This is a genomic window from Natronoarchaeum sp. GCM10025321, assembly GCF_042663585.1.
In the GTDB taxonomy this organism is placed as follows: Archaea; Halobacteriota; Halobacteria; order Halobacteriales; family Natronoarchaeaceae; genus Natranaeroarchaeum.
On record NZ_JBHTAN010000001.1, the window covers coordinates 87407 to 100490 of the forward strand.

The window sequence follows — 13084 nt, forward strand, 5'->3', positions numbered from 1 at the left end:
CCCGCCGTCAGAGCCCTCGGTTGCTCCCTTCGCCTGCGAGAATGACGACCATCGAGAGCCCGGAAATCACGAGCAGGATGAGCGTTGGTACGACCGCGTACTGGTAGAGCTGGGTCTTCTGAGCGCGCCAGATCTGTGTGACGATGGTCTCGAAGCCGGACGGGCGAAGAATGAGGGTAACGGGAAGCTCTTTCATCGTCGTGAGGAAGACGAGGGCGGCGCCAGCTACGATCCCCGAGCGGGTGAGCGGGAACGTCACGCGGCGGAACGCGCCCACCGAGGACTCCCCGAGTGTGCGACTCGCCTCGGCCAGTCTGGGATCGACCCCCAGGATCGAGGTTCGGGTCGACCCGACGACCTGCGGCAGGAACCGGACGACGTACGCGAACACGAGCAGTGGGATCGTCTGGTAGATCCACGGGAGATAGCCGGAGCCGAAGTAGACCAGCGCGAGCGCTAACACGATCCCGGGCACAGCAAAGCCGACGTAGGTGGCCCGCTCGAACAGGGTCGACAACGGCGAGTCGCTTGTCGCGGCGAAATAGGCGACAGGGATGGCCACCAGCGCGGCGGCGATGGCGGCCGCCGCGGCGACGGAGACCGAGTTGATTACCTGGACCCACTCGAACGCCATCGAGGGGCGACGCCCGGCATCGGAGCGGCGCAGCCACAACAGGAGGATCCAGATGGGGACGACGAGCGCGATTGTAGCCACCGACGCGGGCAGCAGGGTTGCCGGCCAGCGCCAGCGTCCCAGACTCACGAGTCGGTCGGTGCTGCCGGTGTCGTCGCCGTGGGCGTCCCGGTCAGACCGGACCAGCCACTCCAGCGCGAGGACCACGAGCACGATACCGAGCAATTGCAAGGAGAGCAACGCGGCGTAATCGCGGCCGAACGCGTTGTACTCGACGTAGATCTGTCGCGTGAACACCGGCAGTTGCATGATCGACGGCGTACCGAAGTCGGACACGGCGTACAGCGCCGACAGGAGTGATCCAGCGGCGATCGCCGGTCGGATTATCGGAAGCGTCACCCGGCGGAACGCCTCGATGCGGCCGTGGTTCAGCGTCCGAGCCGCCTCGATCAGCGTGGTATCGAGCGAGCGGAGGGCTGCTCGAGTGGTGAGATACACATACGGGTACGTGTACAGGGTGATCACGAAAATCGTCCCCGGAAGCCCGTAGATCTCCGGGAGCTGTTCGATCCCGAGTGGGGCGAGCACGTCCTGAAACTCGCCTCGGGGGCCAAACGCGGAGACGAACGCGAACGCGCCGACATAGCTCGGAACGACCAACGGGAGCGCGATGATAACCGACCAGAACCGGCGGAATGGGAGATCGGTCCGCACCGTCAGGTACGCCAGTGGTACCCCGAGGATGATCGACAGCGTCGTCACGCCAGCCATCAACAGTAGGCTGTTTTCTATTACCTCGGCAGTGCCACGGCTGAAAAGCAGCTCAGTCGCCCGCGAGGGATCGACGGTGACGGCCTCTATCACCAGCCACGCGAGTGGGAAGACCATCGTTCCGGCGATGGCCGCGGAGAGCAGCGTCAGCCCCAGCGGTAGTTGGTCGTCGCCGTCGGTCAGGACGTCGCGTATCCGTCGTGTCCAACTCATAATCCAGGAAACGGCTGTGCTTGAGGGAGAGAGGCTGCACCGACTGTTAACGATTCCGATCCCGTCATCGAACGAGTCCGATGGATATAATTGTTTAGGGGGGCCTAAAACGATTATGAAACTGACGAGGCGCGACGCGGTGGCCGCCCTGGCCGCAGTCGGAGCGACCGGCGGCGTCGCCCTCGCCGCTCGACGGCGGGCTGAGAACTCGACCGACAGCGACGGAGAATGGGATGACGGGCTTCCGGACGAAGAGACCGTCCGGGCGTCGATGACCGCGATTGCAACCGTCGTCTATCCGGACGAGGTGTCCGGCGTGGAGGCGTTCGTCGACCGGTTCCTCGACGGTCGGCTCGATAGATCGGCTCACGCCGAGGGTGTTCATACGGCGGTTGCCGATCTCGACGAGGTGGCCCGTTCGTGGCACGGCGCACCGATCACCGAACTCCCCCCGGAGGACCGGGATACACTCCTCAGAGAGACCGGCGCCGATACCGCAGAGGAAGATTCCGAGGGCTCGCTCGCCGAGCGGGTGCGGTACTACGTCATCAACGAGTTGCTTCTGGCGCTGTACACTTCGCCCACGGGCGGCGAGTTGGTTGGTCTGGAGAACCCGCAGGGCCACCCCGGCGGGGCCGAGAGCTATCAGGAGGGACCGCAATGACTGGCGCTGAGATGGATGCGAACGAGGCTGTTGACGGCAACGGGCCGGCCGTCCGCGACATCGATCGGTCACCGGTCACGAACGCGGACGTTTGCGTCGTCGGCGCGGGCCCGGCGGGAGCGATGATCGCGGACCGTCTAGCTGCCGACCACGACGTGGTGGTTCTCGACGCCGGTCCTCGATTCGATCCTGCGGACCGCCTCGACCGACAGGAACGGGCGATCCGACCGAGCTACAATCGACCGGACGTCTGGGACGTCGGCGGCGAGCGCGACGCCCACGCCAACTCCGGCGAATGGTTCTACCCGTTGAATCACGCTCGTGTCAAGGGGATCGGCGGGTCGACACTCCACTGGCAGGGAATGGTGATGCGGCTTCACGAGGCCGATTTCAACTCCGGGGAACAGCGGGGTGTCGGTCCGGACTGGCCAATCGACTACGCCGACCTCCAGCCGTACTACGCCGAGGCCGAACGCGAACTGGGCGTCGCCGGAGCCTCGGACAATCCGTACGCGCCGCCGCGCGAGGAACCCCACCCGATGCCGGCGTTTGAGCCGTCATACAGCGACTCCCTGTTTGCGGAGGCTTGCGAGGAGTTGGAGATAGACATGCATTCGGTGCCGAACGCACGCAACTCCGAGCCGTACGACGATCGGTCCTCGTGTGTCGGTTACGGGACGTGTCAGCCGGTCTGTCCCTCCGGAGCGAAGTACGACGCGACCGTCCACATCGAACGGGCGGAAGAGAAGGGAGTATCCGTGATCGACCGCGCGCCGGTCCAGCGGCTGGAACACGAGGCCGATCGCGTGTCCGCCGCGGTGTACGCGACCCCTGACGGGGAAGAACACAGACAGGAGGCGGACGCCTTCGTCGTCGCCTGTGGCGGCGTGGAGACGCCGCGGCTCCTGCTCCTGTCCGATTCCGAGACGTATCCGGACGGCCTGGCGAACTCCAGCGGTCACGTCGGGGAGTTCTTCATGGACCACCTGTTTGCGGGCGCTGGCGGCGTCCTCGACGAACCCACCCGCCAGAACCACATCGGGTTTTACACGAGTGCCTCCGACCAGTTCTACGACGACGCCGACGAGGAGTTCGCCCCGTTCAAACTGGAGTTCTTCAATTCCATTCAGAACAACTACGCCGGTCCGTCCCCCGTTGGCATGGCGCTGACAGGCGATGACTGGGGGAACGAACTGCTCGACCGCCTTCGTGAGGGCTACGGCACTCGCGTGGCGATGGGTGGGCTGGTCGAACAGCTTCCTCGATCGGACAGCTACGTGACGTTGGACCCCGACCGCACCGATGACCACGGTAACCCAGTGCCCGATGTTCACTGGAACGTCGGTGACCGGGCGCTCAGGACCATCGAACGGGCGAACGAGATCCAGCAGGCGGTACTGGAGGAACTCGGCGCGGATATCGAGTGGGTCGCCGGCCCCGATGCGACTGGCCCTGCATACCATCACATGGGGACGACACGGATGAGCGCGGACGCCGAGAACGGCGTCGTCGACCCGGACTGCCGGACCCACGACCTCGACAACTGCTGGATCGCGTCTAGTTCCGTGTTCCCCACTGGCGGTGCGATGAACCCCACGCTCACCATCGCCGCGCTGGCGTTACGGGTCGCTGACGACATCGCAACACGGCTCTGAGTATTTTTAGGTAAACCTAAAAACTAAAGTGGGTGCGGGAGCACCTATCGGTAATGAGTGGATCACTCACGCCGCCCGCCGACGAGTCGGGGTCGGATGCGACTGACGAAAGTACGACGGCAACAGACGATACAGCCACGGACACCACGAGCGATACCGAGAACGCTTCAGGCATGACCGACCAGGACCGATACACCTTCGACGACGTCAGCGTCGTAATGGGGACGTACAACGAGGAGGCGGCAATCGCAACCGTACTCTCCGACATCGACGACGTCACCGGTGGGCGCGCCGAGGTCGTCTGCGTCGACGGCTCCTCCGACCGGACGCCCGAGATTGCCCGCAAACACGGTGCGACCGTGATCGAACAGGAGCCCCAGGGGTACGGCGTCGCCGTCCGCGAGGCGATACTCACGCCCGACCGCCCAGTCGTCGTTACGACCGACTGCGACGATACGTATCCGATGGAACAGCTTCCGGAGTTCCTCGACGCAATCAACGACGGGGCCGACGTCGTCAGCGGCGACCGGCTATACTACGGCGCGGACACCATGCCCGCGTTCAACCGTCTCGGAAACCACTCGTTCGCGGCAATCGCGAGCCTCCTGATGGGCAAGCGCGTACACGACACCACTACCGGGATGCGCGCATACCGACGGGACGTGATCGAGAACATCGAATGGACAGAGAACACCGGGCTCTCCGCCGAACTCCTGATCCGCCCGCTGATGCGCGGCTACGACGTCCGCGAGCATCCCATCGACTACGCCGAGCGCCTCGGCGAGACGAAACTCGATCCGATCGAGGGCGGCGCCGCAATCGCGAAATCGATCGTCAAGGTCTGCCTGGAAGAACGATTCCGGTAGATCGAGCTCTGACACCTTTTTAATTCAGCTTTACCTTCGAGGCGTCCGCTCCGGTCGGCTCGTTCCGACAGAATCTCACTCCTCGGCTGACTCTGCGCTCGTCTCGAAGACGACCCACTCGGCATGTGCGTTCGGATCGTCAGGGATGTACGTCCCCCTGTTCCCGCAGTCCGTGACGAGCCGGCAGACCGAGCGCTCGGGCGGCCAGACGGCCTCGATGCCCTCGCTGGATGCCCGGACCGTCGTCTCCTGTCGATAGGTGAATGTCGATCCCGACGGATCGACGAGGGTCACCGTCATGGTGACGACGTCGCCGTCCGGGTCGACCGGGATGGAGGCGTTCGGAGCGCCGGCCAACCGTGCCGAATCGCCGTCGAGCGACCAGTCCACCGTGAGCGATTCGTTGGGATCAGTCACGGCGTATCCCACACGGTCGGACCCACCGGCGACTCCGCCATCAGGGCTCTCTCCGCCCGCGGTCTCGAGGCGGATCCGCGCTTGGTCGACGCGGTCCGGGATGCCGACGGTCGTCTCCGCATCGAGCCGTGGTCCTTCCCGGACATCGAGCGTCTCCAGTTTCGGAACGACGCGTTCGTATGGGTTCGGCGTCCACTCGCCCTGATACCCGTACCGATAGAGAGTCCGGTCCGGGTATGCATCCAGCACCGCAAAGTCCTCGCTCGGATCGCGGTCGAGCGCGTACACGACCTCTCCGTCCAGCCCGGGATCGTTCCGGAGCGCCTGGAAGGGGTGGTTCTGCCACTCGCCATACGGTGTTGGGACGAATACGAGCGCGTTATCAAACGATTCCGACTCGATCGGCTCGTAGGCCGCATCGTATTTGTCGGCCTGCACCGAGTGCCGGTCCAGGGGAGCGCCGACCGCAGCCGCAGCCGCGAGAGTCCCGCTGAGGACGACGAGGACGGCCGCCACGGCGACGACCGTCCGCGCCGTCTGCGGGGTGACACGGGTAGCGAGCCGTTGCCGGACCCCGGCGAGCGCCCGGCCACCTGCGACGACGGCGACGCCGCCGAAGACAGACAGCGGGACGAGAAGATCGAAGTGATAGACCGGGCCGAAGCTCGCGACGAATCCGTCAGTTGGGTCCGAGATCGTCGCGAGGAGGTTGTGAGTGCCCCAGAAGAACAGGTTCCCGACCACCACCGTGACGACCACACCGCCGAGGAGGAGCCCGGCAATCCGCTCGAATCGGCGGTCATCAGCGGTGGAGTCGGTGGCCCCGTGGTCGTCGCCCTCCGAATGGTCGGCGGCGAGCGCCCGTTCCCCGAGCAGCCAGTGCCGCGCGGCTAGGCCGCCGCCGACGAGTGCGAGTGCCGCGCCGACGGGACCGGCGACGAGCCAGCGTGTTGCGAGATACCACAGCGCGTAGCCATTCGTGCGGAGCGCCAGCCCGGGCGTGTAGTCGATCGAATGGTCGAGGATCCGTCGCTCACCGAATCCGGGGCCGTCCATCGGGGCGAACGCCTCGTAGGGGAACGTTAGCGGGGAGCCAGTCAGGCGGAGGTTGTACGCGAGGGTGACGCCCACGAACAGCACCCCGAACAGTGCAGTGAGCCCATGGCGGTTGATCGGGTCGGGAAGGCCCCGGAGCCCCCTGTTCACGAGTGGAGTGAGTCCCTCGGCCCGAACCGCCGAAACGACCTGGACGAGCGCGTGGCCGATGAACGGGGCCGCGAACAGCACTGCCGTGAACGGCCGGGCGAAGAACGCAAGCCCGATAGCGACGCCCGCAACCCCTGCAGCCAGAACCGATCGGTCACGGACGCTTCGGAGGTACGCGACCGCGAACAGCAGGTTCAGGAACGTGGTAGGGGCGTACGGGAGGAAGACGGACGAGGTGACGACCGCCATCGGCGAGGCTGCGAACAGGACGGCGGCCGCGAGCCCGACCCGTCGGTCGAAGACCATCGAGCCGAGCAGGTACACGAGCGCCGCGTTACCCGCTGCGATCGCCGCAAGGGTCAGCCGCGGCTCGCCGAACAGTCCCATCGAGACCGCGTACATCGCGGCCGGAACGGGGCTGTACTTCGGATAGAGCCTGCCGCCATCTTCAATGAAGAACCACGGGCGAAAGGCGCCGACTAGCTCGCCAGCATGCAACTCTAGCTGCCCGGACAGAAGCATCGCGGCCTGCGTGAGGTAGACACCTTCGTCGTGGTTAATCGAGTGATGCGCGAAGACGGTCGCGGCAAGAACGAAGGTGAGGATACCCGTCGCACAAGCGACGAAGACGGCCGCGAACGTCAGGCGGTCCGCTCGGGCGACCTGCTCGCGGCCGTAGCTCGCGAGTCGTCGTGCGAACCGGCGTGGACGAAGGAGGGCCGAAAGGGACGACACGGATGTCGGTGGCGGAACTCTATACCTCGACGCCGGCCTCACGCATGAGGTCGACCGTTTTTTCGAGATCGGATAGCTCCGTCAGGTCGATCTCGGGGACGTCGAGTTCGTCAATCGTCGGTAGATCGCCGATCGGCTCGACATCCGGGATCAGCGGGTACTCGAACGTCGTTCGGGCGAAGTAGTCCTGCGCCTCGGCCGACAGCAGGTGTCGGATGAAGTTCTCTGCGAGGGTGGGGTCGTTGGCTGTATCGACTACCGTGGCACCGGCGACGTTGAACACTGCGCCGGCGTCGCCCTCGGTGAACTCGGTGCCGATCGAGGCATCCGGGTTGCCATCCAGGACGCGCTGGATGTAGTAGTGGTTCGTGAACGCGGCGTCGATCTCCTCGTTGGCGATCGCCTCACAGGCGGCGAACTCGCTGGGGTAGCTGCTGATGCCGGAATCGACGACTGCCTCTAGCCAGTCGAGGGTGGCCTCCTCGCCTTCGATGAGCCGCATTGCAGTGACGAATGCCTGACAGGAGCCGTAGGAAGGGGCCCAGCCAAGGTCGCCGGCGAACTCATCAGGGTACGCCATGATGTCCTCTGGCACCTCGTCCTCGGAGAACGTCTCGTTGTCGAACGGTACGGCGCGTGCCCGCCCGGACGTGCCGATCCAGTCGTCGGTGTGGAACTCCGCCCGGACCATCTCGGTGATATCCGACGAAAGTGCCTGTGTGCGCCCCTCGTTGGCGAGCGCACCGAGTGCGCCTGCGTTGACCGAGTAGAAGACGTCGGCCGGGGAGCCGTCTCCCTCGTTTGCGATCTGGTTCACGAGATCAGTAGAGCCGCCGTAGCGCTTCGTCAGATCGAAGTTGTCGTACAGGTTATCGATGTAGTCGAGCAGTTCGCCGACGAGGAACTCCCCCCGACCGGAGTAGACGTGGAGTTCGCCCTCCAGATCCGGCATCTCGTCCATCGAAGTGCCGCCCGGGGCGTCACGCCCCTCCCGTCCCGATCCAATCTGTCCGATATTACTCTCCGGTTCATCGTCGTCGCCGCCCAGACAGCCGGCGAACCCGGCGGCACCGAGCGCGCCCGCCGTTGCCAGGAACCGGCGTCGGTCGACATCGTTCTCGTTTCGTAGGTGTCTCGTCATTGTTTTTAGGTTTACCTAAATCGTTTTAGTGGTGTCGGTTTAGTCGTCGGCAACCGCCGGCGTTCGCCTGAGGGCGTCGAGGCAGTCGAGCCAATCGCGCATGTATTCGCCGACGTGGGTAAAGAACGCACCGTTTCGGTACTCGTCGAACTCGCCGTCTGCAAGCCGGTCAGCCATCGCGGCGTATACCGCGGCGTAGCTTTCGGCATCAGTTCCGGCGTCATCGACGAGTTCCCAGAGGTGCTCGTTGAGTTCGAGCCCGGCGACCTCGTTGTGGAGGTCGTCGAACGTCGATCGAGCGGCCTTGTTGTGCTCACAGAGCGGGCGGCCGTTGTAGATCCGTCCGCCTAGCACATCGCAGGCGCGTTTGAGGAACACCCCGCTCCAGATGTCGTCGAACCGTCCGACGTCCCACTCGTTGTCGTCCATCGGAAGCTGGTAGAACGCGGGGATTACTTCTCGCCGGAAGGCGAGGTTCATCGAACAAACGGTCAGGTAGTTGCCGCGAGCGGCGACGAAATCGTGGTCGAACTCCTCCGCGGTCGTCCGCGTCTGGGCCTGACCCTCCAGGTCCCCGTCCATCAGGATCCGGACCGCATCGAGGTCGGGGACGTTCGTCCAAAGTCCCTGTGAGGCGACGACTTCGCCGCCTTCGATATCGACCGTATCCGTCTCGACTGTCTCATCCATCGCCGAGTAGGGGTAGCCACGCGGGTAGAGCCCGTGCTCGTCGGCGTTCTGGTAGAGAACGTTTACCCAGTTCTTGTCCGACTGGACGCGCTCGACTGACCCCTCGAACGCGAGGTTCTCCATGTGTTGCCCGAAGTAATCCTCGTCCTCGTGCGGGAGCGTATCATCGTCGATGAACAGTCCGTACTCGAAGCTCTCGTCGGCCCACATGTACAACAGCCCAAAGCTCGTCTCGGCGTGGCTTGCGGCTGGCACGACGTGACCGTACTGCTCGATGTCATTCGCATCGTACCATTCCTCGCGCCGACTGCCGTCGAAGACTTCACCGGAAACCCCGAGATCATCGAGCATCGACTGCATCTCGTCGACATCACAGAAATCCTCCGTGACGAGAACGAAGTGGAGCCGCGAGATATCGAACCCGTGCTCGCGGGCGTTCTCCACGTACGAGCGAAGACACTCGTACTCTCGAATCGTCGGGACGATCACGCAGATGTCCCGTTGTACTACCTCTGAACGGTTCCCGGTCATACATTCGAATTCTTAGGCTGACCTAAAAGTCTGATGGTTCGGCATTGGAACTATCGCTGTCCTCGGGCGTGAACGTCGGCGAGACGTTGAACGCGACAGCCACGAGGCCCCCACCGCCGAGCGTGACGGCGTTTTTCAACGCGTGATCGAGGATCGCTGCGGCGAGCGCCGTTTCCACCGGAATCACCGTCGTACTGACGACTAATCCGGTAAAGGCCGCCTCGTAAAGCCCGATCCCGCCCTGTGAGAGCGGGAGCACTTTCGCAAGGTTACCGACGGTAACGGCCAGCGTTCCGACGGTCAAAAGCGTCACTGGGGAGACGAGGCCGCCGACCGGTCCGCCCACGAGTGCGGCGAGTACGAAGACTGCGGTCAAAACGTCCAGCGCCCACACGACCGTGCTCCAGAGATAGACCGTCCCGAGGCTACGGGGATCGGCGGCAACGACGCGAACGGCCGCTCCGAACCGTATCAGAGCGTCGACGACCTTCACCATGCGCGGCCGCCGAACACGGTCGCGGAACACGGGACCAAACTCTCTATCGCTGCTGGCCGCCGCGAGAGTCAGGGCCGAGAGAGCCACGGCCACGGCCGCGATCACTGCTGCGCCCATGACGGCGGTTATCGGTTCGACCGATCCGACTGATTCGGCCGACCTGATCGACCGACCATCCAAAAGCAAGAAGGCGAACGCGACGCCGCCAAGGGTGGCAAGCGCAACGAGATCGAACGTACGCTCGACGGCGAGCGAGGCGACGCCCGTTGGATAGGGCACGTCACGCTGATCGTTGAGCAGATAGGCACGGATCCCGTCGCCGGCGCGCGCCGGAATGACCAGATTCGCGGTCTGACTAGCGAATACGATCGCAGTAAGGAAGCCGGTTCGACAGTGATACTCCATGGCCCCGAGCACGTCGCGATACCGTCGTCCCCTGACCGGCCACGAGAGGAGGTAGGCGACGAGGGCGGCCCCCAGAAGCGCCGGGTTGGCCTCGACCACTGCCGTGATCACCGCGCCTATGTCGGCGTTTCGGGCGAAGAGTACGCCCCCAAGAACGAGAACGAGCACCGTGCCAAGGACTGTGAGGCGCTTGCGCGAGAGGTGGTTGCCCATCCACGCCCGAAAGTTGCGACCGGTCATTTCTGCGTGGTCGCGTGCCTGAAGCGACGCGTGATCGGATGTCGGACGCTCCCTACGCAAGCACACGCTGGAGTGGGCGAGCGTAGATATCCGGGCGTCGCGCCGGTTTGAGGGCGTTCAGGCGACTGTTCGCCGGTCATGCAGTGATTTAGGTCGCCCTAAACATATATCGCTGACGATTTATTCATCTCAAGAGAATCCTCACCATTCCACCAGCGAGGGGGGCGTTGGCCGGGAATCTGGGGAGGATACCGTCCGTTCTTCATCGTTCAGCAACAGTGGTACGTATGGACAAAAACACTCATCAGGGAGTTGCTTGCTGACCACTCGCGGAACCGTTCAGATTATCGGTGGCATTTGGTAGTGTTCAGTCAGATTCGATAGCACTGGCAAGGACGTGCTGAGTGATACTCACACTACCGCTGGGCAACTGCCTGCCCGTGTTGCTACTGTGATTTTGATGCAGCCCACCCATCTCTGACACACCACTCCGCACAGTGGTACAGTATTGAGTCAGTCGGGTCTGACGACTCCTTGCCGAATCCTGTTTCTGCTTGTGAGCCGTGGACTGAACGCCAGTCGAACGGGCACCTGTATCTCCGTCCACAACAGGCGATGGAAAACTGGCGTGATTTCCTGTCTCCGTATAGGCGACAGGTTTCGCCGCTTCCATCTTGCTGTCTGAAAGGTACTTTCGACCGACGTTGATCGCGCCAACCACGTCACGGTCGCACTCGTAGCCGCAACCGGGACAGTGGAAGTGACCACCGTGACGACACTCAGTATGGTCGTCTGGGGCTTTCACCGTCTCACCACGTTCGCCACATCGAGGACAGTATCGGCTTGTGCCCCACGGATTCACCGACTCAACCTCAACACCCACGAGTTCAGCTTTGTATTCGGCTAACTCTAATAGGTCGCCTCTCGCCCACGTCGATATTGAGTGGGCAAGTGTTCCATCTACGTCGGGCGATTCAATCTGTCCGAGCGATTCAAACACGATCGTCTCACACTCATAGTGTATAGCCAGCCAGACCAACTGGTTCGCTACGTCGTGTTGAATCTGGGTTCGCAGGCATGTTTCCTTCCGTCGGAGATGTTCGTATTCACTATGGAGGTGGTTGAATCGGTCAGTATGTGCCTTCCCCTGTTTCCGCAGGGCAGCCAACCGGTCGTTGATTCCCTCGGCCTCTGTCGTCAACCTGAACAGTTTTTGCTTATTCGGATGATCGATAATCTCCGGCGGGGCGACCTGTCCCTTATCGCCATCCACAACCACCGCCGTGGTCTGTTTCTTCACACCGAGATCAACAGATAAAACACGGTTATCGATGGTTTCGGTGTCTTGTTCGGGTATCTCCACCGGCACGTCGAGCGTATAACCGCATTCTGATTTGTGGAGTGTCGGCGCACCCATCGCCCCGTGTTCAAGCATATTGGCCAACCGAGAGTGAACTGGGAAGGTGATTTTGTGGTCACTCCAATCGAGGTATGAGTCGGGGGTGAGTGAGTTTGGGGCGTTCAGAGTAGCTTGCAGGTGTCCATTTTCGATTGTGACTTGGTGGATGTGGTGGTCACCTTTGTCGGGAGCATACGGCAGTGTACCATTCGGCTCCGGCGTTTCTACCATATCGGTATAACAGTCGGGAAACGCACCGTGACAGTCGTAGTAGTTGTTTAACTGTTCAACTACTGACTCAAGGATGCCCCACTGGAGATATGGACTATCCTCGGTGAATAGCCGATCTCGGAGTTTCTCCCAACCAATCGTCTTGATTTTCCGTTGCTCGACTGTTTCGGTAACGAATTGGAACGCCTGATACTCGTCGGCGTGTGCTTCAAGCACGCTCGTCACTCGCTGGTACACGCACCGCTTGAACCGACTATACAGGTATTCATCGACGCCATTAAAAGCATCATACACGTCGTCACGGATGTACGTGTAGGACTGTCCACTGTGACTGGTCACGCCTGCTATGTGGGTTGCTGTCCAATACTCATCTACGAGTAACCGGCCTGCGTGGTGTTCGACCAGTGTAGTGAGTCGGTCACAGGCGTCGGTATATTCGTCGGGGATGTGGAACTGTTCGGTGAGTTGCATTAGTCTGAGTTGTCGGGGTCTGGTTCGGAGACACGCACGAGTTTGACGGTGGCTCCTTCCCATGCAACAGGGGCATAGACGTGTGCGCCGCCACTCCCGAACGCTTTGACCTCTTTTTCGAGGATTTCCTCACCCTCAATTTCGTAGCTGTCAGGCATGAGTCTACATATGTCTTACATATGCAAAATATATTTTGATACGGGATACACCCATATCATACTATATTACCTAACAGTTGGCTACCCCTGAACTCCGATACGGAGTGGAACTCGAGTCATCTCCGGGCAAAAGGGCCCGGCGCTAGTCGATCACAACTGTC

The 13084-nt window shown here is 62.5% G+C and carries 10 protein-coding genes; 3 read left to right on the plus strand and 7 right to left on the minus strand.

What is annotated here, in order from left to right:
- Nucleotides 1-7 precede the first annotated feature (7 nt).
- Nucleotides 8-1618, minus strand: a complete 1611-nt coding sequence (locus tag ACFQL3_RS00430) for an ABC transporter permease (protein ID WP_377050395.1) — start codon at nucleotides 1616-1618, stop codon at nucleotides 8-10.
- A 115-nt stretch (nucleotides 1619-1733) separates the two neighbouring features.
- On the opposite strand from ACFQL3_RS00430, the gene ACFQL3_RS00435 reads away from it, so the two are divergent.
- From ACFQL3_RS00435 to ACFQL3_RS00445, 3 genes are all read left to right on the plus strand, one after another.
- Nucleotides 1734-2282, plus strand: coding sequence for a gluconate 2-dehydrogenase subunit 3 family protein (locus ACFQL3_RS00435; RefSeq protein WP_377050397.1), 549 nt, complete (start codon nucleotides 1734-1736; stop codon nucleotides 2280-2282).
- Between the two features lie 11 nt (nucleotides 2283-2293).
- Nucleotides 2294-3937: a GMC family oxidoreductase gene (locus ACFQL3_RS00440; RefSeq protein ID WP_377050837.1), complete on the plus strand. Its 1644-nt coding sequence runs from the start codon at nucleotides 2294-2296 to the stop codon at nucleotides 3935-3937.
- Between the two features lie 173 nt (nucleotides 3938-4110).
- On the plus strand, nucleotides 4111-4803 hold the full coding sequence (locus ACFQL3_RS00445; protein WP_377050839.1) for a dolichyl-phosphate hexose transferase: 693 nt from the start codon (nucleotides 4111-4113) through the stop codon (nucleotides 4801-4803).
- A gap of 75 nt (nucleotides 4804-4878) precedes the next feature.
- On the opposite strand, the gene ACFQL3_RS00450 is transcribed toward ACFQL3_RS00445, so the two are convergent.
- From ACFQL3_RS00450 to ACFQL3_RS00475, 6 genes are all read right to left on the minus strand, one after another.
- The gene (locus tag ACFQL3_RS00450; RefSeq protein WP_377050399.1) at nucleotides 4879-7161 is read right to left on the minus strand and encodes an ArnT family glycosyltransferase; all 2283 of its coding nucleotides are present in this window, start codon (nucleotides 7159-7161) and stop codon (nucleotides 4879-4881) included.
- A 19-nt stretch (nucleotides 7162-7180) separates the two neighbouring features.
- A complete protein-coding gene (locus ACFQL3_RS00455) occupies nucleotides 7181-8302 on the minus strand; it encodes an extracellular solute-binding protein (RefSeq protein WP_377050401.1) in 1122 nt (373 codons plus the stop codon).
- A 39-nt stretch (nucleotides 8303-8341) separates the two neighbouring features.
- Nucleotides 8342-9523 (minus strand): alpha-1 4-glucan-protein synthase, encoded by a 1182-nt coding sequence (locus tag ACFQL3_RS00460; RefSeq protein ID WP_377050403.1) that lies wholly within the window; start codon nucleotides 9521-9523, stop codon nucleotides 8342-8344.
- Between the two features lie 22 nt (nucleotides 9524-9545).
- On the minus strand, nucleotides 9546-10664 hold the full coding sequence (locus ACFQL3_RS00465; protein WP_377050405.1) for a lysylphosphatidylglycerol synthase transmembrane domain-containing protein: 1119 nt from the start codon (nucleotides 10662-10664) through the stop codon (nucleotides 9546-9548).
- Nucleotides 10665-11031: 367 nt separating this feature from the next.
- A complete protein-coding gene (locus ACFQL3_RS00470; protein WP_377050407.1) occupies nucleotides 11032-12765 on the minus strand; it encodes an RNA-guided endonuclease InsQ/TnpB family protein in 1734 nt (577 codons plus the stop codon).
- Nucleotides 12765-12923: a DUF2080 family transposase-associated protein gene (locus tag ACFQL3_RS00475; protein ID WP_377050409.1), complete on the minus strand. Its 159-nt coding sequence runs from the start codon at nucleotides 12921-12923 to the stop codon at nucleotides 12765-12767. The genes ACFQL3_RS00470 and ACFQL3_RS00475 overlap by 1 nt, the downstream gene beginning before the upstream one ends.
- Between the last annotated feature and the right edge of the window lie 161 nt (nucleotides 12924-13084).

Excerpts from the sequence above, each read along its gene's own strand:
- ACFQL3_RS00430 (WP_377050395.1), bottom strand. The coding sequence starts at position 1,618 with ATGAGTTGGACACGACGGATACGCGACGTCCTGACCGACGGCGACGAC.
- ACFQL3_RS00435 (WP_377050397.1), top strand. The coding sequence starts at position 1,734 with ATGAAACTGACGAGGCGCGACGCGGTGGCCGCCCTGGCCGCAGTCGGA.
- ACFQL3_RS00440 (WP_377050837.1), top strand. The coding sequence starts at position 2,294 with ATGGATGCGAACGAGGCTGTTGACGGCAACGGGCCGGCCGTCCGCGAC.
- ACFQL3_RS00445 (WP_377050839.1), top strand. The coding sequence starts at position 4,111 with ATGACCGACCAGGACCGATACACCTTCGACGACGTCAGCGTCGTAATG.
- ACFQL3_RS00455 (WP_377050401.1), bottom strand. The coding sequence starts at position 8,302 with ATGACGAGACACCTACGAAACGAGAACGATGTCGACCGACGCCGGTTC.
- ACFQL3_RS00460 (WP_377050403.1), bottom strand. The coding sequence starts at position 9,523 with ATGACCGGGAACCGTTCAGAGGTAGTACAACGGGACATCTGCGTGATC.
- ACFQL3_RS00465 (WP_377050405.1), bottom strand. The coding sequence starts at position 10,664 with ATGACCGGTCGCAACTTTCGGGCGTGGATGGGCAACCACCTCTCGCGC.
- ACFQL3_RS00470 (WP_377050407.1), bottom strand. The coding sequence starts at position 12,765 with ATGCAACTCACCGAACAGTTCCACATCCCCGACGAATATACCGACGCC.
- ACFQL3_RS00475 (WP_377050409.1), bottom strand. The coding sequence starts at position 12,923 with ATGCCTGACAGCTACGAAATTGAGGGTGAGGAAATCCTCGAAAAAGAG.